General features: G+C 59.4%; 19 protein-coding genes and 1 riboswitch. Of the genes, 13 read left to right on the top strand and 6 right to left on the bottom strand.

Going from position 1 to position 20479, the window contains the following annotated elements:
- Positions 1–22: 22 nt before the first annotated feature.
- Complete coding sequence (locus ACWKWM_RS13900) at positions 23–484, bottom strand: REP-associated tyrosine transposase (RefSeq protein ID WP_483846677.1); 462 nt, start codon at positions 482–484, stop codon at positions 23–25.
- A gap of 731 nt (positions 485–1215) precedes the next feature.
- Between ACWKWM_RS13900 and cysM the strand changes: the two genes are divergently transcribed.
- The 5 genes from cysM to ACWKWM_RS13875 all read left to right on the top strand — a co-directional run bounded on the left by cysM (position 1216) and on the right by ACWKWM_RS13875 (position 7429).
- A complete protein-coding gene (cysM, locus tag ACWKWM_RS13895; RefSeq protein ID WP_483846719.1) occupies positions 1216–2118 on the top strand; it encodes a cysteine synthase CysM in 903 nt (300 codons plus the stop codon).
- The gene (rlmD, locus tag ACWKWM_RS13890; protein WP_483846676.1) at positions 2118–3473 is read left to right on the top strand and encodes a 23S rRNA (uracil(1939)-C(5))-methyltransferase RlmD; all 1356 of its coding nucleotides are present in this window, start codon (positions 2118–2120) and stop codon (positions 3471–3473) included. The genes cysM and rlmD overlap by 1 nt, the downstream gene beginning before the upstream one ends.
- A gap of 160 nt (positions 3474–3633) precedes the next feature.
- Complete coding sequence (gene relA, locus ACWKWM_RS13885; protein ID WP_483846675.1) at positions 3634–5877, top strand: GTP diphosphokinase; 2244 nt, start codon at positions 3634–3636, stop codon at positions 5875–5877.
- A 149-nt stretch (positions 5878–6026) separates the two neighbouring features.
- Positions 6027–6860, top strand: coding sequence for a nucleoside triphosphate pyrophosphohydrolase (gene mazG, locus ACWKWM_RS13880; RefSeq protein WP_483846674.1), 834 nt, complete (start codon positions 6027–6029; stop codon positions 6858–6860).
- A 26-nt stretch (positions 6861–6886) separates the two neighbouring features.
- Positions 6887–7429, top strand: a complete 543-nt coding sequence (locus ACWKWM_RS13875; RefSeq protein ID WP_483846673.1) for a DUF2058 domain-containing protein — start codon at positions 6887–6889, stop codon at positions 7427–7429.
- Positions 7430–7620: 191 nt separating this feature from the next.
- On the opposite strand, the gene ACWKWM_RS13870 is transcribed toward ACWKWM_RS13875, so the two are convergent.
- The 4 genes from ACWKWM_RS13870 to purM form a co-directional block, all read right to left on the bottom strand.
- Entirely contained in the window at positions 7621–7803 is a 183-nt protein-coding gene (locus ACWKWM_RS13870; RefSeq protein WP_483834518.1) for a DUF3110 domain-containing protein, read from the bottom strand.
- A gap of 396 nt (positions 7804–8199) precedes the next feature.
- Positions 8200–8916: a DUF3108 domain-containing protein gene (locus ACWKWM_RS13865; RefSeq protein ID WP_483846672.1), complete on the bottom strand. Its 717-nt coding sequence runs from the start codon at positions 8914–8916 to the stop codon at positions 8200–8202.
- Between the two features lie 33 nt (positions 8917–8949).
- A complete protein-coding gene (purN, locus tag ACWKWM_RS13860; protein ID WP_483846718.1) occupies positions 8950–9603 on the bottom strand; it encodes a phosphoribosylglycinamide formyltransferase in 654 nt (217 codons plus the stop codon).
- Positions 9604–9614: 11 nt separating this feature from the next.
- Positions 9615–10673: a phosphoribosylformylglycinamidine cyclo-ligase gene (gene purM, locus ACWKWM_RS13855; protein ID WP_483834520.1), complete on the bottom strand. Its 1059-nt coding sequence runs from the start codon at positions 10671–10673 to the stop codon at positions 9615–9617.
- A gap of 327 nt (positions 10674–11000) precedes the next feature.
- On the opposite strand from purM, the gene ACWKWM_RS13850 reads away from it, so the two are divergent.
- The 6 genes from ACWKWM_RS13850 (at position 11001) to ACWKWM_RS13825 (ending at position 16307) form a co-directional block, all read left to right on the top strand.
- The gene (locus ACWKWM_RS13850) at positions 11001–12065 is read left to right on the top strand and encodes a DUF2066 domain-containing protein (RefSeq protein WP_483846717.1); all 1065 of its coding nucleotides are present in this window, start codon (positions 11001–11003) and stop codon (positions 12063–12065) included.
- A gap of 72 nt (positions 12066–12137) precedes the next feature.
- Positions 12138–13211, top strand: coding sequence for an AI-2E family transporter (locus tag ACWKWM_RS13845; RefSeq protein WP_483846671.1), 1074 nt, complete (start codon positions 12138–12140; stop codon positions 13209–13211).
- 225 nt (positions 13212–13436) lie between these two features.
- Positions 13437–14141: a DnaA regulatory inactivator Hda gene (gene hda, locus ACWKWM_RS13840; RefSeq protein ID WP_483834522.1), complete on the top strand. Its 705-nt coding sequence runs from the start codon at positions 13437–13439 to the stop codon at positions 14139–14141.
- Positions 14141–14911 (top strand): NAD-dependent deacylase, encoded by a 771-nt coding sequence (locus ACWKWM_RS13835; protein WP_483846716.1) that lies wholly within the window; start codon positions 14141–14143, stop codon positions 14909–14911. Before hda ends, ACWKWM_RS13835 begins: the two co-directional genes overlap by 1 nt.
- A gap of 75 nt (positions 14912–14986) precedes the next feature.
- Positions 14987–15673: a C40 family peptidase gene (locus tag ACWKWM_RS13830; RefSeq protein WP_483846670.1), complete on the top strand. Its 687-nt coding sequence runs from the start codon at positions 14987–14989 to the stop codon at positions 15671–15673.
- 97 nt (positions 15674–15770) lie between these two features.
- Positions 15771–16307, top strand: a complete 537-nt coding sequence (locus tag ACWKWM_RS13825) for a C40 family peptidase (protein ID WP_483846669.1) — start codon at positions 15771–15773, stop codon at positions 16305–16307.
- A gap of 120 nt (positions 16308–16427) precedes the next feature.
- Here the strand turns inward: ACWKWM_RS13825 and ACWKWM_RS13820 are convergent, their stop codons facing one another.
- Positions 16428–17774, bottom strand: coding sequence for a PQQ-dependent sugar dehydrogenase (locus ACWKWM_RS13820; RefSeq protein WP_483846668.1), 1347 nt, complete (start codon positions 17772–17774; stop codon positions 16428–16430).
- Positions 17775–17921: 147 nt separating this feature from the next.
- A riboswitch (cobalamin riboswitch) is annotated at positions 17922–18137 on the top strand.
- Between the two features lie 108 nt (positions 18138–18245).
- Here ACWKWM_RS13820 and cobO point away from each other — a divergent pair.
- Both cobO and ACWKWM_RS13810 read left to right on the top strand, forming a co-directional pair.
- On the top strand, positions 18246–18857 hold the full coding sequence (gene cobO, locus ACWKWM_RS13815) for a cob(I)yrinic acid a,c-diamide adenosyltransferase (protein ID WP_483846667.1): 612 nt from the start codon (positions 18246–18248) through the stop codon (positions 18855–18857).
- A gap of 10 nt (positions 18858–18867) precedes the next feature.
- Positions 18868–20163 carry a cobyrinic acid a,c-diamide synthase CobB gene (locus tag ACWKWM_RS13810; protein ID WP_483846666.1) on the top strand — a complete coding sequence of 432 codons (1296 nt, stop codon included), beginning with the start codon at positions 18868–18870 and terminating at the stop codon, positions 20161–20163.
- Positions 20164–20479 lie beyond the last annotated feature (316 nt).

Below are 20479 nucleotides of genomic sequence, written 5' to 3'. Positions count from 1 at the left end.
CGCTGCGCGTGCGGTGTATCTGTCAAAGCCATATCGCATCCCAAAGCGGATAATCGCCAACGCGTTTAACTAGCCCGGCTCTTAGCGGGTTGGCAACGATGTAGCGGGCGACGTCTTTTAAATCCTCCTCACTTCGTAACGCCCGGTCGTGGTAACCCTTCTGCCAGACTTGGGACGGGGTGCCCCTTGCGCGATTAATGCTGTGTGCACTTCTGGACTTTGCTCGACGCATCAGGCTGGACAAAGATCCGCCTTGCAGTTCGACAAGCCAATGAAAGTGGTCGGGCATCACTACCCACGCCAGTGATTTGGCAGCGCCTTCCTCTTCGGCAAGCCGGAATTCATCGACCACTAAACGGCCTAGGCGCCAGTCGCAGAAAATCGGACTGCGATCGTTAACGACGGTGGTTAACAGGTAAATTTGATGGTTGCCGGAGAATCTACCCGCGCGAAGTTGACCAGAGTGTGGCGATGAATCAGGCATTCCTTTGCCCCGTTTTTAGGTTGTCGTGCAAAGGCTAGATCGGTGAGACGAAAGCTGCTGATGAACTGTTGTCCTGATATTTCGCGCAAGCCCAAGGTGCCTGGATTTAGGACTGCTGCGCAGCCCATCGCCTGCAAGCAAGGCTCCTACGCCCTTCGGGCCGAATTAAAAGCGACATGTTCGACGCCGGATCGCTTCTGCCCGGAGGGCGTAGGAGTCCGGCTTGCCGACGATCTGCCGGGCACCGGCAGCAAAACCTGCGCGTGCGGTGTATCAGAGAGACCGCGGTGCCAGATTCAGGGCCGCTGCGCAGCCCATCGCCTGCAAGCAAGGCTCCTACGCCCAGCGGGCAGAATCAAAGGCGGGTATTGCATACCGATGCGGTGTGCCCTTGGGGCCGAATTAAAAGCAGGTGTTCAATACCCATGCGATGCAACCTTCGGGCCGAATCAAAAGCCTGTGTTGCATACCGATGCGATGCGCCCTCCGGGCCGAATCAAAGCGGCATGTTAGACGCCAACGCGTTTCTGCCCGAAGGGCGTAGGAGTCAGGCTTGCCGACGATCTGCCGAGCACCGGCAGTAAACCCTGCGCGTGCGGTATTTCAGGACGGGCCTCTAATAATGGGAGGCTTATTCCATCCAGCACTATCTACCTCACTTTGCGTGATATGGGCTCGGGACGATTGCCGGTATGATAGGCGACCCCCGCAGTCTGGATTGCGAAGACGCCATGACCCTGCAGTATCAAACTATCGCCGATTGCGTCGGCAACACCCCGCTGGTGCGTCTGCAACGCATGGCTGGGAACACCTCAAATACTCTGCTGTTGAAGCTCGAAGGCAATAATCCGGCTGGCTCGGTGAAAGACCGTCCGGCGTTGTCGATGATCACCCGGGCTGAGCTGCGCGGGCAGATTCATGCCGGCGACACCCTGATCGAAGCCACTTCCGGCAACACCGGGATCGCTCTGGCGATGGCTGCGGCGATCAAGGGCTACAAGATGGTTCTGATCATGCCGGACAATTCCAGCGCCGAGCGCAAGGCGGCGATGACTGCCTATGGCGCCGAGCTGATTTTGGTGAGTAAGGAAGAGGGCATGGAAGGCGCCCGTGATCTGGCCGAGCGCATGCAGGCCGAAGGTCGCGGCAAGGTGCTCGACCAGTTCGCTAACGGTGACAATCCCGAAGCTCATTACGTCGGCACCGGCCCGGAAATCTGGCGGCAAACCGAAGGCACCATCACCCATTTCGTCAGTTCCATGGGCACCACGGGGACCATCATGGGCACCTCGCGCTACCTCAAGGAACAAAACCCCAACATTCAGATTGTCGGCTTGCAACCCATGGACGGCGCCTCGATCCCTGGCATTCGTCGCTGGCCTCAAGAATACCTGCCGAAGATTTACCAGGCCGACCGAGTCGACCGCATTCTGGATATGGCCCAGGAAGAAGCCGAAGACGTCATGCGCCGACTGGCCCGTGAAGAAGGCATCTTCTGCGGCGTCTCCTCCGGTGGCTCTGTAGCCGGCATGTTGCGTTTGTCTCAGGAAGTCGAAAATGCGGTCATGGTCGCGATCATTTGTGACCGTGGCGACCGTTACCTGTCGACCGGCGTTTACGATGCGCCCAACTGATGGCCAAGCATGAGAGAGGCCTGCGTTTCCAGCCCACTGGCGGGACCAAGGCCACGCAGGTTCCAACCGGTAAAAAGCAACGCCTGACCATCGAACGGCTGGCCAACGATGGACGCGGTATTGCGTTCCTCGAAGGTCGCACCTGGTTTGTCGCCGGCAGTCTGGCGGGGGAAGAAGTCGAAGCCCGCGTGCTCGGTGCCCACGGCAAAGTCGTCGAAGCGCGCACCGAACGTGTGTTTACTCCAAGCTCGATGCGTCGCCCCGCACCTTGCGTGCATTTCGGGCGCTGCGGCGGCTGCAGTGTTCAGCAGATGCCCCACGACGACCAACTTGCCCTGAAACAGCGCATGCTCGCCGAGCAGTTGAGCCGTGTCGCGGGTATCGAACCTGAGGAGTGGGCAGCGCCGTTGAGTGGGGCGGAATTCGCCTACCGCCGCCGCGCCCGAGTGGCTGTCCGCTGGGATGTGAAGACCAAACGCCTGGACGTAGGATTTCGCGCAGCATCGAGCCAGGACATCATCGCAATCGATGAATGCCCGGTGCTGGTACAGGCCTTGCAACCGATCATCACCGGGCTGCCCGACATGCTCCGTCGCCTGAGTGCGCCGAAAGCGTTGGGTCATGTGGAATTGTTTCAGGGCTCCGCGTTAGCGGTTTTGCTGCGGCACATGGCGCCGTTGTCTGAAAGCGATCTGGCAATCCTGCAAGCATTTTGTGACAGCCACGACGCGCAACTGTGGTTACACGGCGAGAACGGGCCGCAGCCGGTGGACCCTTCCCAGACTCTGGGTTATCGCCTGGAACCGTGGGATTTGCACCTGGCTTACCGCCCCGGAGACTTTGTGCAGGTCAACGAAGCGGTCAACACCGCCATGATTGCGCAGGCGCTGGATTGGCTGGCGCCGCGCGCAGACGAACGAGTGCTGGACTTGTTCTGCGGGCTTGGTAACTTCGCCTTGCCGCTGGCGCAAAAAGCGCGCGAAGTGGTGGCGGTCGAAGGTGTTGCGACCATGGTCGAACGTGCTGCCGAGAACGCAGTGAGCAATAATTTACACAATGTACAGTTTCATCAGGCGGATCTGTCTCAGCCGCTTAACAAGGCTGTTTGGGCGGCAGAAGGGTTCTCTGCCGTGCTGCTCGATCCGCCGCGTGACGGGGCGTTCGAGGTGGTGAGCAAGCTCAAGTCTTTAGGCGCCGAACGGTTGCTTTATGTGTCATGCAACCCGGCAACTTTGGCGCGCGACAGTGTCGAACTGATTCAACAGGGCTACCGATTAAAACGTGCCGGCATCCTCGATATGTTCCCGCAGACAGCGCATGTCGAGGCGATGGCTTTATTTGAAGCGAGTAAGTGAAGATGTCGGCTCGAGGAACTGAGCCGGGCTTCACACGGAGTCTCGTTTAATCCGACTGACCGCGCGCGTCTAGCGCTTGCTCTGCCCGGCAAGCAACGTGCGCTTTACAAGGTCAGCGACTGATGGCGCATTTCATCGCGCTGTAGGGAAGGTAAGCAACATGGTACAGGTGAGAGCACACCAGCCGATAAACACAGACGGCAGTATCAATCTCGACGCGTGGCTTGATCACGTGGTCAGCGTCGATCTGGCAGTGGATCGCCAAGCATTGAAGGAGGCCTGCGAATTCGTTCGACAGGCTGAGCAACAGGACAACGCCGCCAAGAATCTCTGGGCGGAGGGCACGTCGAGTTTTCAGACGGGCCTGGAAATCGCCGAAATCCTGGCCGATCTCAAGATGGACCAGGATTCGCTGATTGCCGGGGTCATCTATCGAAGCGTACGTGAGGGCAAGATTCCATTGCCCGACGTCAGCCAGCGCTTTGGCCCCACGGTGAGCAAGCTGATCGACGGTGTGCTGCGCATGGCGGCCATCAGTGCCAGTCTCAGCCCGCGTCAATCGCTGGTACTGGGCACTCAGGCGCAGGTCGAAAACCTGCGCAAGATGCTGGTGGCGATGGTCGACGACGTCCGCGTAGCGTTGATCAAATTGGCCGAACGGACCTGCGCGATCCGTGCAGTGAAGAATACCGACGACGAAAAACGCAATCGTGTCGCTCGGGAAGTCTTCGACATCTATGCGCCGCTGGCCCACCGGCTGGGCATCGGCCACATCAAATGGGAGCTGGAGGACCTGTCCTTCCGTTACCTGGAACCCGAACAATACAAACAGATCGCCAAGCTGCTGCACGAGCGTCGCCTCGACCGCGAGCGCTTCATCACCGATGTGATGTGCCAGCTGGAAAACGAACTGTTGGCCACCGGGGTCAAAGCTGACATCAGTGGTCGGGCCAAACACATCTATTCGATCTGGCGCAAAATGCAGCGCAAGGGTCTGGAATTCAGCCAGATCTACGACGTTCGCGCCGTGCGTGTGCTCGTCCCGGAAATGCGCGACTGCTACACCGCGTTGGGCATCGTCCACACCTTGTGGCGGCACATTCCCAAGGAGTTCGACGACTACATCGCCAACCCCAAGGAAAACGGCTATCGCTCGCTGCACACCGCCGTCATCGGGCCCGAAGGCAAGGTGCTTGAAGTGCAAATCCGCACCCACGCCATGCATGAAGAAGCCGAGCTGGGTGTCTGCGCGCACTGGCGTTACAAGGGTACCGACGTCAAGGCCAGCTCCAGCCATTACGAAGAGAAAATCTCGTGGTTGCGCCAGGTGCTGGAATGGCATGAAGAACTGGGTGACATCGGCGGTCTGGCGGAACAGTTGCGGGTCGATATCGAGCCTGACCGCGTGTACGTGTTCACCCCGGACGGTCATGCCATCGATCTGCCGAAAAACTCGACGCCGCTGGATTTTGCCTACCGCGTTCACACTGAAATCGGTCACAACTGCCGAGGCGCCAAGATCAACGGGCGCATCGTGCCGCTCAACTACAGCCTGCAGACCGGTGAGCAGGTCGAAATCATCACCAGCAAACACGGCACCCCGAGCCGCGACTGGCTGAACTCGAACCTGGGTTACATCACCACTTCTCGTGCGCGGGCGAAGATCGTTCACTGGTTCAAATTGCAGGCCCGCGATCAAAACGTCGCTGCCGGTAAAACCTTGATCGAGCGAGAGCTGACGCGGCTGGCGCTGCCCCAGGTCGATTTCGAAAAACTTGCCGAGAAGGCCAACTTCAAGCTCGCCGACGACATGTTCGCGGCGTTGGGCGCAGGCGATCTGCGTCTGGCGCAGTTGGTCAATCTGGCGCAGCAACTGGTCGAGCCCGAGCGCGGCAACGAACAGCTGGAGCTGATCCCGCGCAAAGCTACGGGCTACAAACCGGGCAAGCGCGGCGATATTCAGATTCAGGGCGTCGGCAACCTGATGACCCAAATGGCCGGTTGCTGCCAGCCGCTGCCGGGCGATGCGATTGTCGGTTACATCACTCAAGGACGCGGCGTGAGCATTCACCGTCAGGACTGCGCCTCGGTGCTACAACTGGGCGGACGCGAGCCGGAGCGGATCATTCAGGTCAGTTGGGGCCCGGTGCCGGTGCTCACCTATCCGGTGGACATCATCATCCGTGCCTACGACCGTTCCGGCCTGCTGCGCGACGTCTCGCAGATCCTGCTCAACGAGCGGATCAACGTGCTGGCGGTCAACACCCGCTCGAACAAGGAAGACAACACCGCGCTGATGTCCCTGACCATCGAAATCCCCGGGCTGGATGCGCTGGGGCGTTTGCTGGGCAGGATCTCGCAGTTGCCGAACATCATCGAGACGCGGCGTAATCGCACGCCTTGAAGACGATTTGTCGCTTGGACCGACGCCTTCGCGGACAGGTCCGTCCGCTCCCACATTTGGAATGCATTCCCCTGTGGGAGCGGACCTGTCCGCGAAGAAGCCGGGCAGATCGATGAGGCTCTTGAGCGAACAACGTAATGGAATCGCCGATGTACACACTCCAAGACCTTCTCCACCTCATGGCTCGCCTGCGCGATCCGGAATTCGGTTGCCCGTGGGACGTGAAGCAGAATTACGCGACCATCGTCCCCCACACGCTGGAAGAGGCCTACGAAGTGGCTGACGCCATCGAGCGCGGCGATTTTGATGATTTGCGCGGCGAGTTGGGCGATCTGCTGTTTCAGGTGGTGTATTACAGCCAGCTGGCCCGGGAAGAAGGGCGTTTCGAGTTCGATGGCGTGGTCGATGGCATCACGCGCAAGTTGATTCGCCGCCACCCCCATGTATTCCCCACTGGCGATCTGTACGCGCCGCTAGAAACCCCGCGCCTGAGCGAAGACCAGGTTAAACAGCGCTGGGAAGAAATCAAAGCCGAAGAACGCGCGGCCAAGGCCAGTGTTCCTGAACAGTTGTCCTTGCTGGATGATGTCCCCAATGTGCTGCCCGCTCTATCCCGTGCCGCCAAATTGCAGAAGCGCGCGGCTCAGGTAGGTTTTGACTGGCCGGATGCGTTGCCGGTGGTGGATAACGTTCGTGAAGAGCTGGACGAAGTCCTTGAGGCCATGGCTGATAACGATCGTGAGGGCATCGCCGAGGAAGTGGGCGATCTGCTGTTTGCGGCGGTCAATCTGGCCCGTCATTTGAAAGTCGATCCGGAAAACGCCTTGCGTGCCGCCAACGGCAAATTCGAGCGTCGCTTCCGTTTTATCGAACAAGCCTTGCGCGACACCCGGCGTCCCATCGAAGATTGCACCCTCGAAGAGATGGACGCGCTCTGGGGCGAAGCCAAACGTCAGGAAAAGAACACGCCCAGTTGCGGCTGAGTGGTTGCTAAAGAGAGAGAGAAAAGATGGCGGGTATTTCACTTCGCGACCAGTTGCTCAAGGCAGGTTTGGTCAACGAAAAGCAGGCCAAACAGGTCTCCAAGAACAAGCAGAAAGAGCAGCGTCTGGTGCACAAGGGCCAGGCGGTGGTCGACGACTCGCAAAAGCGCGCCGCCCAGGAAGCTGCTGCCGAGAAGGCCAAGCGTGATCAGGAACTCAATCGGCAGTTGCAGGAAAAGGCCGAACTCAAGGCCCGTACCGCCCAGGTCAAGCAGTTGATCGAAGCCACACGGTTGCCCAAGCTGACCACCGAGGACTACTACAACTTCGTTGACGACAAGAAGGTCAAGCGCCTGTCGGTCAACTCGCTGATGCGCAGCAAGCTGAGCAACGGTTCGCTGGCCATCGTTCACCATGGCGGCAGCTACGAGGTGATCCCTCGCGAGGCGGCGCTGAAGATCCAGGAGCGCGACCCACGCCGTATCGTGATGCTCAGCGAGCCGACTGAAGAAGTAGATGGCGATGATCCGTATGCGGCGTACAAGATTCCTGATGATTTGATGTGGTAGATGCAGTTTGAAACTGTGGGAGCGGACCTGTCCGCGAAGAGGGCTTTTCAGTCGATAGAGACTCGTCGAATGTACCGTTGTCTTCGCGGACAGGTCCGCTCCCACAGGTACTGCGCCAACCACGCCTTCCGGTTAAAAAACAAAACCCGCCGAGGCGGGTTTTGTTTGGGCAGCGATTCCGAAATGTCGTCTTACAGCACAGCGCGTTTCTTTTCCTGCTCTTCCAGCTCTGCTGCGTAACGCTGGGCGTCCGATTCTTGATGGAACATCCCTACCAGCTGGTCTTGTTGGCGTACATCCCAGATTTGAATGCCATCTGCAATGCTTTCATGGGAGATATGGGCGTCGTCGCGTTCACTAACAGTTACGGTCATATTGCAAACTCCTGACTCTTTGAAATCTGCGGCAGGGCGTCGCAGGCCTCTTTTATAGAATCTGGTAGCTCACTAAGTAAACGGCCGCATTCGGTAAGGGTTACTTGCTCAAACCGTAACAATCGCTGAAAGCCGCGTGCTTGGGCGTGTGCGGCGTTTTGTCGCACCTCTTTGAGCGCAATGAAGAAAGTTTCATGTTGGTTTGGGGAACAGTTTTCAGGCTTGGAACAGAGGAAACTCTGTAGGAGCCAACTTGTTGGCGAGCTAGCCCATGCGGTAATAACATGACGGGGGCTCGCTAATAAATTCGCTCCTACAGAGTGCCGGCGAACGGGAAATCGTCCAAAAAAACCCCGCTCGATGGCGGGGTTTTTGGGGATGCAGGCTAACGCAGACTCAGCTGCCCTTGACCGACTTACCGTTTACCGTGCCGTCTTGCAGCATGATGTTGTATTCCTTGCCGTCGGTTTCAACCTGTTGCAGGCGAACCAGCAGGTAGTCGTAGTCCTTGGCGAACCACATGACCGTGATGCGTTTGTTCTGCGTAGGATCACGCACGCGCTCGACCTTGATCGCATCGACCGAACCGACTTTGGTTTCGACCTTCTCGGCGCCCAGTACGCGGAAGTCGTAGGTGTCGATTTCGTCACCATCGACCACCTGATAACTCATGCTTTTCTTGCCCGCTGCCACGTCATGTTGCAGGGCGAGCTGATAAGTCGATTTATCGAAGATACCGGCGTTCAGCGGCAATTTGACCGCGTCGCTGCGGTCGGTGCCGGTGATGAACTTGGTAGGCCAGTCGAAGACTAGGTCCACGGTTTTGCTTTTGCCCAAGCCGCCACGTTCAAAATGGTAGGTCTGTGGCAGAAGCGCGTCTTTGTCGACCTTGAGAGTGCTGACTTCGGACAGGCTGGCGATCATCATCGAGGCCTTGAAGCTCAGGGTCCAGGTGCCGTTGGCGTTCTTCTCGAGACTGCGCTCGGCGGTGCCGCCACTCATGGGCAGCTGTTTCCAGTCGGCGGTGTAGCTGGCGGAGAAGGGTTGAAGGTCTGCCGCATTGACCGCAGGCATTGCGAGCAGAGCGAAAGCGAAGAGCAGAGCGCGACGCATAATATCTCCTGTCTTTGAATTAAATGGCCGAAATCAAACGGCCGCAAGCACGTGGCCGTTGGGCCCCAGTACCTGGCCGTCCAATAATGCACCTTGTTCGCCAAGACTCAATCGGCCTTCGGCGAACCAGCGTATGGCCAGTGGATAAATCTGATGTTCCTGAGCATGAACCCGTTGCGCCAACGTGGCGGGCGAGTCATCCGGCTCTACCGAAACAACAGCCTGTACGACCAAAGGCCCCCCATCGAGTTCCTCGGTCACAAAATGCACGCTGCAGCCGTGTGTAAGGTCGCCAGCTTCCAGCACTCGCTGGTGGGTATGCAAGCCTTTATACAGCGGAAGCAGGGAAGGGTGGATATTCAGCAGGCGGCCTTGATAGTGACGAACGAAGTTCGCGGACAGAATGCGCATGAAGCCGGCGAGTACTACCAGCTTGGGTTTGAAGGCGTCGATCTGTTCAATCAACGCGGCATCGAAGGCCTCGCGGCCCTCATAGCCTTTGTGATCCAGAACGCGGGTTTCGATGCCCGCCTTCTGCGCGCGTTCAAGGCCGAATGCCTCGGCGCGGTTGGAGATCACCGCGCGGATACGCGCCGGGCCGGCATCATTCTGAAAGCTGTCGATCATCGCTTGCAGGTTGCCGCCGGTACCCGACAACAGCACCACGACATCACACGTGTCGTGCATCGGCTGAGGCATCAATGAGCCTTGAGGTTTTTCAGCTCGACTTGTGCAGCGCCTGCAACAGCGGTGCCGATCTGGCCGATGACCCAAGGCTGCTCGCCGGCGTCACGCAGGGCCTTGAGGGACACTTCGACGTGTTCCTGTGCCACGCAGATGACCATGCCGACGCCGCAGTTCAGAACGCGGTGCATTTCGTGCTCGTCAACGTTGCCTTTCTCTTGCAACCAGTCGAATACAGCAGGGCGGGTCCAACTGGCCACGTCCACTACCGCTTGGGCGCCTTCAGGCAAGACGCGAGGAATGTTGTCCAGCAGACCGCCGCCAGTGATGTGGGCCATGGCTTTAACCGCGCCAGTGTCCTTGATCAGCTTGAGCAGTTGCTTGACGTAAATGCGGGTCGGCGCCATCAGCAGGTCGGTCAACGGCTTGCCGTCGAGCTGGATGGTTTCGATATCGGCACCCGAGACTTCGATGATCTTGCGGATCAACGAGTAGCCGTTGGAATGCGGGCCCGAAGACGGCAGGGCGATCAGAGCGTCGCCAGCCGCGACTTTGGTGCCGTCGATGATGTCGGCTTTTTCAACCACGCCGACGCAGAAACCTGCCAGGTCGTAGTCTTCGCCTTCGTACATGCCAGGCATTTCAGCGGTTTCGCCGCCGACCAGCGAGCAGCCGGCCAATTCGCAGCCAGCGCCGATGCCGGTCACGACTTGGGCCGCAGTGTCGACGTTCAGCTTGCCGGTGGCGTAGTAATCGAGGAAGAACAGCGGCTCTGCACCGCATACCACCAGATCGTTGACGCACATGGCGACCAGGTCGATGCCGATGGTGTCGTGTTTGTTGAGGTTCAGCGCTAGGCGCAGCTTGGTGCCGACGCCGTCAGTGCCGGAGACCAGTACAGGTTGTTTGTAACCGGCCGGGATTTCGCAGAGAGCACCGAAGCCCCCCAGGCCGCCCATCACTTCCGGGCGTTTGGTGCGCTTGGCGACGCTCTTGATGCGTTCGACCAATGCTTCACCGGCGTCGATGTCTACACCGGCGTCTTTGTAGCTCAGGGAGGGTTGCTTGCTCATGATCCAGGCCTTTAGGGGGGATTCGGGATATCGACCGGGGCGGGTACGGCTCGTGGCCGTTGTCACAGCCGGTCTGCGAAGGCGCGCGATTTTATCAGGCTTGGGCGCAAGCGGCCATCCTTGGGCCGACGGGCAGGGCATCATGAAGAAAAAATAACGGTCTTTTGCGACGCCGATCCGTTCGTCGACAGCTATATAAGGTGTAACTTCGTCGCCACAGGGAGCGATTCAGACGCCGGTGCGGTCTGAATCTCGCCAATCATTTTCACGCAGCTGTTTATAAGGCTGTTTGCTCTACGGGAATTCTTCATGCCTCTAACCCCTGTCATGCGTCTGACAAGCTGCCTGCTCGCAGGCTGCCTGTCATTGATCAGTCTGCCAAGTTTCGCCGAAACGGTGAACAATCTGTATCAGGTCCGCGAACCCGTCAGCGGACAAACCCCCGATGAAAAGACCCGTGCCACTCAGGCTGCGCTGGAAACCCTGGTGATCCGCCTGACCGGCGACGCCAAGGCCGCGCAAGGTTCAGGCCTGGCCGCCGTGCGCACTGATCCGCAGCAAATCATCAGTCAGTACGGTTACGAAGCTGGTCCGCCGGAGTCGCTGCTGGTGGATTTCGACCCTGTGAGCACCGACCGCACGTTGCGCGGTGCTGGCCTGTCGTTGTGGGGCAGCAATCGCCCGGTGATTTTGGCCTGGTGGTTGAACGACACCACTGACGGCTCAAACTTGGTGGGCGATGGTCAAGGCTCGGCCGAACCCTTACGCCGCGCCGCTCAGCACCGTGGTCTGCCGTTGCGATTGCCGTTGGCGGACCTGGGCGAACAAAGCATGGGCGACGCCAAAGCGCTGGAAAGCAACGACGTCGGGCCACTGAAGACGGCCTCTGAACGCTACGGCTCTGACGCGATTCTGGCGGTGCACGCTGTCGAAAACGCGGGCCAATGGCAGGGCAAATGGCACCTGTGGCTTGGCGACCAACGCGAGCAGGGCACTGCGACTGGCACCAGCTCCGACACTTTGGCCGATGCCGTGCTCCTGGCAGTGAGTCAGCGACTTGCGCCAAAGTTCGTGGTCAAGCCGGGCGCTTCCTCCAGCATGGCCCTTGAGGTTCAGGGCATGACCCTTGAGCGTTACGCGCAGCTGGCGCGTTTGCTGGAACCTTTCGGTGGGCGCTTGAAGTCGGTCACTGGCGATCATGTGGTGTTTGACGTGTCCGGCAGTCCTGATCAAATCCGTTCGCAGCTGTCGCTGGTCAAATTGCAGGAAGTCCCTGCCGGGGAAGTCACGCCAGTAGCGCCGGCACCGGTTACGCCGGATCAGCCTGCCATACCAGGCGCTGCGCCGACGATTCAACCTGTTTCAACCCCGCAACTGCACTTTCGCTGGTAGCGGTGTTCATAACGACGTTGTAAAACAGGGCATTCATTTTTGGCCACGCATTACGTGGCGGTAGGGGCGGTAATGACTGATACGCGTCGTTGGTTCTGGATCGGTGGGGTTGTCCTGCTGTGTCTGTTCATATATTTGCTGCACTCGATCCTGACGCCGTTTCTGGTGGCGCTGTTGCTGGCGTACATGGGCGACCCGCTGGCGGACCGTCTGGAGAAGCTCGGCCTGTCGCGCACGCTCAGTGTGGTGTCGGTGTTCGTGGTGTTCACGCTGATCATGATGGGCCTGTTGCTGGTGCTGGTGCCGATGCTCGCCAAGCAGCTGTATCGCTTGTACGAGCTGGCACCGCAGATTCTCGACTGGCTGCAACACACCGCGCTGCCGTGGACTCAGGCCAAACTGGGGCTGGCGGACGGTTTCTGGAAGTTCGACAAGGTCAAGGCTGCAATCTCCGAGCACATGGGCCAGACCGGCGACATCGTTGGCATCGTGTTGGCGCAGGCCACCACTTCGACGCTGGCGCTGATCGGCTGGCTGACCAACCTGGTGCTGATCCCGGTGGTGTGCTTCTACCTGCTGCGCGATTGGGACGTGATGATGGCCAAGGTGCGCAGCCTGCTGCCGCGTCACCGTGAGAGCAAAATCGTCGCGCTGGCGGGTGAATGCCACGAAGTACTCGGCGCGTTCATCCGCGGTCAGTTGCTGGTGATGGTGGCGCTTGGCGTTATCTATGCCGCTGGCCTGATGTTGGTGGGTCTTGAACTGGGGCTGCTCATTGGTGTGATCGCTGGGTTGGCCGCAATCGTCCCCTACATGGGCTTTGTGATCGGCATCGGCGCTGCGATCATCGCTGGCTTCTTCCAGTTCGGCGGCGACTTGTATCCGATGCTCGGAATCGTCGCGGTGTTCATGGTGGGCCAGGCGCTCGAAGGCATGGTCCTGACGCCCTTGCTGGTAGGGGACCGGATTGGTTTGCACCCTGTGGCGGTGATCTTCGCCATTCTGGCGGGGGGCGAATTATTCGGCTTCACCGGGATTCTGCTGGCGCTGCCGGTGGCGGCGGTGATCATGGTGCTGGTGCGCCATATCCATGATGTCTACAAGGATTCGGATATCTATGGCGGCTCGGAGGATCTGAAGCTGTAGCAGATTGATCCTGTAGGAGAGAGAAACGGCGTCTGGCGCATTTAGCGGCAGGCGCCTTTTTTATGGCCGTTACTGCGCCCTGAAACCAAGGCCTGCGGGACAGCTCACGCAACTCTTTGATTTTGCAGGCGGTCCGTCGCATTGTGCGGTCCGCCTCACGGGTATAAACTTTGCACACTTTTCACAGAGGCCCCTTGGCGGCTATTTTTCAGCCGTTCAGCCAGCATGAAACCAATTCAGCTGCCCTTGAGTGTGCGTCTGCGTGATGACGCCACCTTCGTCAATTACTATCCAGGCGCCAATGCCGCAGCACTCGGCTATGTCGAGCGGCTGTGCGAAGCCGACGCCGGGTGGACGGAGAGCCTGATTTATCTGTGGGGCAAGCATGGGGTAGGGCGCACGCATTTGTTGCAGGCCGCTTGCTTGCGTTTCGAGCAATTGGGCGAGCCGGCGGTCTATCTGCCGCTGGCCGAGCTCCTCGACGAAGGCGTCCAGCTGTTCGATCATCTTGAGCAGTACGAGCTGGTGTGCCTGGATGACATTCAGGCCATCGTTGGCAAGCCCGAGTGGGAAGAAGCGCTGTTCCACCTGTTCAATCGCCTGCGCGACAGTGGCCGTCGCTTGTTGATCGCGGCGTCATGTTCTCCGCGCGAGCTGCCGGTGAAGCTGGCGGATCTGAAATCCCGCCTGACCATGGCGCTGGTGTTCCAGATGCGCCTGCTGTCCGACGAAGAAAAGCTGCGCGCCCTTCAGTTGCGTGCTTCGCGTCGGGGCTTGCACCTGACGGACGAAGTCGGCCATTTCATCCTGACCCGCGGCACTCGCAGCATGAGTGCGCTGTTCGATTTACTGGAACAGCTCGACCAGGCTTCGTTGCAGGCTCAGCGCAAGCTGACCATTCCCTTCCTGAAAGAGACCCTCGGCTGGTGATTACCAGCATCGACCCGGCGCTGGTGCTGCAGACGGCGGCAGCGTTGCGTCACGCCAAGCGAATTCTGATCATCACCGGTGCCGGGCTTTCGGCCGATTCGGGACTGCCGACCTATCGCGGAGTCGGCGGGCTTTACAACGGGCGCACTGACGATGGATTGCCTATTGAAGTGGCGCTTTCCGGGCCAATGCTGCGCCGCGACCCCGCGCTGTGCTGGAAATATATTGCCCAATTAGGCAGCGCTTGCCTTGGCGGACAGCCCAATGAGGCGCACTACGCGATTGCCCAACTGCAGCGCAACAAGCCCGATTGCTGGGTGCTGACGCAAAATGTCGACGGCTACCATCGCGCTGCAGGAAGCCCGCCTGAGCGTCTGATCGAAATTCACGGTCAACTTGCGCCGCTCTACTGTCAGTCCTGTGGCGCTATCGATCCGCATCTGAGCGAGCATCTGCAACGGCCATTGCCGCCTTTGTGCGCGAAATGCCACGGTGTTCTGCGCCCTCCCGTGGTGTTATTCGAAGAGATGCTGCCGGAACTGGCACTGAATGTGCTGTATGAGGAAATGGCAAAAGGCTTCGATGCAGTTATAAGCATTGGCACAACTGCCAGCTTTCCGTATATTCACGAGCCGATGCTGCGCACGAGGGTATCTGGAGGCTTTACCGCCGAGATTAATCCCTCGCAAACCGATCATTCTGCGCAGATGGACGTGTTCCTGAAATGCAGGGCCTTAGATGTGATGGCGGACCTCGTAAGTCACATTTGATTCGATTGAATTTGCAAATGAGGATGATAGAAGGCATAGTCTCGGCTTCTTTACACATTCGCCACGGTCGTGCCCATGCTGAATCGCTTAGCACCCCTCGTGCCTCTCGCACTTGTCACCCTCTTGTTCGGTTGCGCGGCTCAGATGCCAGCATCGCAACAACAGGTTCAACACCCGAATCTTCAAAATTCTATTACCGCGCAGTCTGCCGCTCAACGAGCTGATTACGCCTCGGTGCTGCAAGACGAAATCGCCACCGAAGATGAGCTGGCACAGTTTGCCGACAGCAAGCCGTACCAGCTGCCAGCCCTGGCAGACAGCATCCTGGAACGTGGCAAGTCTCTGATCGGTACGCGCTACCGTTTCGGCGGCACCTCGACTTCCTCGGGCTTTGATTGCAGCGGCTTCATCGGTTATCTCTTTCGCGAAGAAGCCGGCATGAGCCTTCCGCGTTCCACGCGTGAAATGATCAACGTCGACGCTCCCCTGGTTAAACGCAACGACCTCAAGCCGGGCGATCTGCTGTTCTTCAGCACCGCAGGCCGTGGTCGCGTCAGCCACGCCGGCATCTATCTGGGTGATGATCAGTTCATCCACTCCAGCAGCCGTCGCAGTGGTGGTGTTCGCGTAGACAGCCTGGACGACGCCTACTGGGCCAAGACTTTCATCGAAGCCAAGCGCGCGCTGGCCATGGCACCTTCCCAGGTTGCCGAGACCACGACCGCGATGAGCTCGACTACACTCAAGCGCCAACACCGCTGATACCGGGCGTACACATCGGGAAATCCCTTGGTGTGCGCACATCCGGCCCCTGATTCCTAGGGGCTCAAGCCGCATCCTGTTGCAGGTTGTTGTGTTTATGACGTTACCGGTTCGCCTGATTGTCGTGTCACTGGCTCTGTTGCTGGCCGCATGTGCCAGCCCTCCGCCGCCAGCTCCGAAACGGGTTGCTCCCAAGCCCGTTGTCTCCGCTCCTTCTGACTTTTCCTCGCCGCTTGCTGATGACGTGCTGGTCCGTGCTATCGGATTGGTGGGTACGCCTTATCGTTGGGGCGGCAACACGCCGGATTCAGGATTTGATTGCAGTGGCTTGATCGGCTACGTCTATCGCGACGCGGCGGGTATCAGCTTGCCGCGTTCTACACGGGACATGATCACCCTGCGCGGTCCGGACATTAATCGCAGCCAGTTGCAGACGGGTGATCTGGTGTTCTTCGCCACCGGCGGCGGCTCGAATGTCAGCCACGCGGGGATTTACGTCGGGGAAGGGCGCTTCGTGCATGCACCCGCAACAGGTGGCACGGTCAAGCTGGACAGTCTGGACAAACCTTATTGGCAGAAAGCCTGGCTCAATGCCAAGCGCGTGATCCAGCCTTCGAGCCTGGCGCGGCAGTAACATGTTGAATGTGTTGGTATGGGAGGGAGCTTGCTCGCGATTGCAAGTTGTCAGTTAGCACATTCGACACTGACGTGCCCCATCGCGAGCAATCTCCCCTCCCACAAATTTACCGGCGAATCATTTTGCTGCGTTAGAAGCCTGCGCAGTCTTCGCTGCGGTCACCCGCCAGATCTTGTTGCCTACATCATCGGCGACCAACAACCCACCGTTATTGTCATTGATCACGCCCACCGGCCTGCCTTGCGCTTTTTCGTCCGAATTCAGGAAGCCCGTCAATAGGTCAACCGGTGTGCCGCTTGGCTTGCCGTCTTTGAACGGCACAAACAGCACTTTGTAGCCGCTGTGCGGTTTGCGGTTCCACGAACCGTGCTGACCAATGAACAGCCCTTCAGTAAACGGTGCAGGTAAGGTTTTGCCATCAGCGAAGGTAAGGCCCAGTGACGCGGTATGCGGACCCACTGCGAAATCAGGCGGTATGGCTTTTGCCACCAGATCAGGATTCTGCGGTGTCACGCGCACGTCCACATGCTGGCCGTAGTAGCTGAACGGCCAGCCGTAGAAGGCTCCGTCCTTTACCGAAGTCACGTAATCAGGCACCAGATCGCTGCCGATTTCGTCACGCTCGTTGACCGCTGTCCACAGCGCGCCAGTGTGGGGTTCCCAATCCATGCCGTTGGGGTTGCGCAGCCCGGACGCGAAAATCCGATGCGAGCCGGTCGCCGGATCGACTTCCCAGATGGCCGCGCGGCCTTCTTCCTTGTCCAGACCGTTTTCAGCCACGTTGCTGTTTGAGCCGACGGTCACGTACAGCTTTTTCCCGTCCTTGCTGGCGATAACGTTCTTGGTCCAGTGGTGGTTGAGCGTGCCGCCGGGCAGATCCACTACTTTGGTCGGCTGGCCGCTGATGGAGGTTTGGCCGGTTTCATAGTTGAAGCTGATCAGTCGATCGGTGTCGGCGACGTAGAACTTGTTACCCACCAGCGCCATGCCAAACGGCGAATTGAGATTTTGCAGGAATACCGTACGCGTTTCAGCCACGCCGTCGTGATCCTTATCGCGGAGCAGGGTGATGCGGTTCGGGCTAGGGACACCTGCGCCAGCGCGCCCCATGACTTTCTCCATCACCCAGCCGCGAATCCCTTTGCCGTCATCGGGTTTGGGCGGCGAATTGGTTTCAGCCACCAAAACGTCGCCGTTGGGCAGCACGTAGAGCCAGCGTGGGTGATCTAGATTTTCGGCGAAAGCGGCAACCTGCGTGCCTGGTGCGGCAGTCGGTTTGGCGCCGTTGGCCCAGCCGATGGCGGGCGCGATGTTCACGGTGGGGATCAACGTCTTGTTGGGCTCGGGCAATTTGGGAGAGGTCCCCATGCCGTCACTGACTTGCAGCTTCGATGACTCGCCGCAGGCCGCGAGCCCCCCGGCAACCAATATCATCAAGACAACCTGAGGTCTGAGCTTGAACATTGTCGATCTCCATTTCGTAGGCAATTAGTATTTTTATGTAACTAGGTAGAGGCACTTGAGCCTTCTTAGGTTCAACCCCCAACACGGATCAGCCCCGAGTGCTGATGGGGCGCCGCATTGATTGACGCTCAAACCTCAACCCTCTACCCTTCGCCACTTGTTTCAGGTGCCCTTCGAGTCAGTATCGACAGGGTGAAACAGGGAAGCCGGTGAGACCGCCCAGCGTTCGATCCCGGCGCTGCCTCCGCAACGGTAAATGAGAAAAGCCACGCACAATGCCACTGTGTTCTTTGAGCATGGGAAGGCGCGCGGCCCGATGGTTCGCTCATGAGTCCGGAGACCGGCCTGATCCAATCCCACAGCATCACGGAGGGCGATGCTCTGCGCCGCGGCCTGCTTAATGGCGCCGCGTTGCCAGTGCTTGCTCGTGCTTTCCGTCTGCGCCTACTTGCCCTCAAGCGGAGAGCTGAGATGAGCGAAACCCCCGAACGCGACGAACGTCACCTTGCGCGCATGCTGCGCAAAAAGGCCGTGATGGACGAACGCATTGCCAGCGCCCCCAACGAATGCGGCCTGTTGCTGGTACTGACTGGCAACGGCAAAGGCAAAAGCAGTTCGGCTTTTGGCATGCTCGCCCGCGCCATGGGCCACGGCATGCAGTGCGGCGTGGTGCAGTTCATCAAGGGCCGCAACAGCACCGGCGAAGAACTGTTCTTCCGCCGCTTCCCCGAACAAGTGCGCTACCACGTCATGGGCGAGGGATTCACTTGGGAAACCCAGGACCGCCAGCGTGATATCGCCGCTGCCGAATCCGCCTGGGGCGTGACCCAAGACATGCTCCGAGACCCGAGTATCGGGCTGGTAATCCTCGATGAACTCAACATCGCCCTCAAACACGGCTATCTGGATTTTGAGCAGGTACTCGCCGACCTGCAGGCGCGTCCGCCGATGCAGCATGTGGTCGTGACCGGCCGTGGCGCCAAGCAGGAATTGATCGATCTGTCCGACACCGTTTCGGACATTGCCGTGGTGAAACACGCGTTCCAGTCCGGCATTCGGGCGCAAAAGGGTATTGAACTGTGAGTGACCGTTCATGAGTCAGGCCAGGCAATGCCCTGCCGTGTTGATCGCCGCCCCGGCGTCCGGTCAGGGCAAGACCACCGTGACAGCGGCCCTGGCGCGGTTGCATCGCAATCAAGGGCGCAAGGTCCGGGTGTTCAAGTGCGGCCCCGATTTTCTCGACCCCATGATCCTCGAACGCGCCAGCGGCAACCCGGTTTACCAGTTGGACATGTGGATGGTGGGCGAGGACGAAAGCCGACGCCTGTTGTGGGAAGCCGCCGCTGACGCTGACCTGATTCTGATCGAAGGTGTGATGGGCTTGTTCGACGGCACCCCGTCCAGCGCTGACCTGGCCCGACGTTTCGGCGTGCCGGTGCTGGGTGTGATCGACGGCACTGCGATGGCCCAGACGTTTGGCGCGCTGGCGTTGGGGCTGGCGCGTTATCAGCCGGACCTGCCGTTTGCCGGTGTGCTCGCTAACCGGGTCGGGACCGTGCGTCACGCGCAGTTGCTGGAGGGCAGTCTCACCGAAGGCCTGCGATGGTATGGCGCGCTGTCCCGGGAAACCGGGATCGAACTGCCAAGCCGGCATCTTGGACTGGTGCAAGCCAGCGAGCTGAATGATCTGGACGTGCGTCTTGATGCTGCGGCCAATGCGCTCGCCAGCACCTGCGAAGTCGCCCTGCCGCCTGCTGTGATGTTCGATGCGCCGGACTTCATCCCCGCCGAGCCGCTGCTCGCGGGCGTGCGTATCGCCATCGCCTATGACGAGGCTTTTGCCTTCATCTATGGAGCCAGTCTCGATCTTCTGCGAGCGATGGGCGCCGAGCTCTCGTTTTTCTCGCCCATCCGCGATCAGCACATTCCGGAGGCTGACAGCCTTTATCTTCCAGGCGGTTACCCGGAATTGCACCACGTTGCGCTGGGGGAAAACAAACCCATGCTTGATGCGATCCGTCAGCACCACGCCGACGGCAAGCCTTTGTTGGCCGAATGCGGCGGGATGCTTTATTTGCTCGATGCCCTGACCGATGTCGACGGTCAGCGCGCCGAATTGGTCGGGCTGCTCAGCGGCGAAGCGGTGATGCAAAAGCGCTTGGCGGCGCTGGCCCTGCAAAACGTCGATCTGCCCGAAGGCACATTGCGCGGCCACACGTATCACCATTCGCTGACCGGCACCGAGCTGCAACCCATCGCCCGAGGTGTCAGCCCCAATGGCGGGCGCGGCGCGGAAGCGGTATATCGCGACGGCCGAATGACGGCTTCTTACGTGCACTTCTATTTCCCCTCCAACCCCCAAGCGGTGGCGGCGCTGTTTTTGCCATGACCCATTCAGGCACCAACACACTACCCGTGGGAGCGGACCTGTCCGCGAAGACTCAATCACAGGCGCTAGAGTTGTGTTGGGTTAACTGGCCTCTTCGCGGACAGGTCCGCTCCCACGGGGATTTTCGCCAAAAGGTGATTTCCCGGTGGCGAGTCGGGTTACATCCGCCCCAATTCCTGAGTGGCGGCGTTGTTATTGCCATGAGTGATCCGAGCTGCGACCCAACACCTGTGGGAGCGGACCTGTCCGCGAAGACTCAGTCACAGGCGCAACCAATGCATCGGATTCACAGGCCTCTTCGCGGACAGGTCCGCTC

It is taken from the genome of Pseudomonas rosaeacicularis (assembly GCF_057128745.1).
This window is presented reverse-complemented; position numbering and strand designations above follow the sequence as displayed.

What these genes read in the sequence shown, in the direction of transcription:
- ACWKWM_RS13900 (WP_483846677.1), bottom strand. Translation starts at nt 484, where the DNA reads ATGCCTGATTCATCGCCACACTCTGGTCAACTTCGCGCGGGTAGATTC.
- cysM (WP_483846719.1), top strand. Translation starts at nt 1,216, where the DNA reads ATGACCCTGCAGTATCAAACTATCGCCGATTGCGTCGGCAACACCCCG.
- rlmD (WP_483846676.1), top strand. Translation starts at nt 2,118, where the DNA reads ATGGCCAAGCATGAGAGAGGCCTGCGTTTCCAGCCCACTGGCGGGACC.
- relA (WP_483846675.1), top strand. Translation starts at nt 3,634, where the DNA reads ATGGTACAGGTGAGAGCACACCAGCCGATAAACACAGACGGCAGTATC.
- mazG (WP_483846674.1), top strand. Translation starts at nt 6,027, where the DNA reads ATGTACACACTCCAAGACCTTCTCCACCTCATGGCTCGCCTGCGCGAT.
- ACWKWM_RS13875 (WP_483846673.1), top strand. Translation starts at nt 6,887, where the DNA reads ATGGCGGGTATTTCACTTCGCGACCAGTTGCTCAAGGCAGGTTTGGTC.
- ACWKWM_RS13870 (WP_483834518.1), bottom strand. Translation starts at nt 7,803, where the DNA reads ATGACCGTAACTGTTAGTGAACGCGACGACGCCCATATCTCCCATGAA.
- ACWKWM_RS13865 (WP_483846672.1), bottom strand. Translation starts at nt 8,916, where the DNA reads ATGCGTCGCGCTCTGCTCTTCGCTTTCGCTCTGCTCGCAATGCCTGCG.
- purN (WP_483846718.1), bottom strand. Translation starts at nt 9,603, where the DNA reads ATGCACGACACGTGTGATGTCGTGGTGCTGTTGTCGGGTACCGGCGGC.
- purM (WP_483834520.1), bottom strand. Translation starts at nt 10,673, where the DNA reads ATGAGCAAGCAACCCTCCCTGAGCTACAAAGACGCCGGTGTAGACATC.
- ACWKWM_RS13850 (WP_483846717.1), top strand. Translation starts at nt 11,001, where the DNA reads ATGCGTCTGACAAGCTGCCTGCTCGCAGGCTGCCTGTCATTGATCAGT.
- ACWKWM_RS13845 (WP_483846671.1), top strand. Translation starts at nt 12,138, where the DNA reads ATGACTGATACGCGTCGTTGGTTCTGGATCGGTGGGGTTGTCCTGCTG.
- hda (WP_483834522.1), top strand. Translation starts at nt 13,437, where the DNA reads ATGAAACCAATTCAGCTGCCCTTGAGTGTGCGTCTGCGTGATGACGCC.
- ACWKWM_RS13830 (WP_483846670.1), top strand. Translation starts at nt 14,987, where the DNA reads ATGCTGAATCGCTTAGCACCCCTCGTGCCTCTCGCACTTGTCACCCTC.
- ACWKWM_RS13825 (WP_483846669.1), top strand. Translation starts at nt 15,771, where the DNA reads ATGACGTTACCGGTTCGCCTGATTGTCGTGTCACTGGCTCTGTTGCTG.
- ACWKWM_RS13820 (WP_483846668.1), bottom strand. Translation starts at nt 17,774, where the DNA reads ATGTTCAAGCTCAGACCTCAGGTTGTCTTGATGATATTGGTTGCCGGG.
- cobO (WP_483846667.1), top strand. Translation starts at nt 18,246, where the DNA reads ATGAGCGAAACCCCCGAACGCGACGAACGTCACCTTGCGCGCATGCTG.
- ACWKWM_RS13810 (WP_483846666.1), top strand. Translation starts at nt 18,868, where the DNA reads ATGAGTCAGGCCAGGCAATGCCCTGCCGTGTTGATCGCCGCCCCGGCG.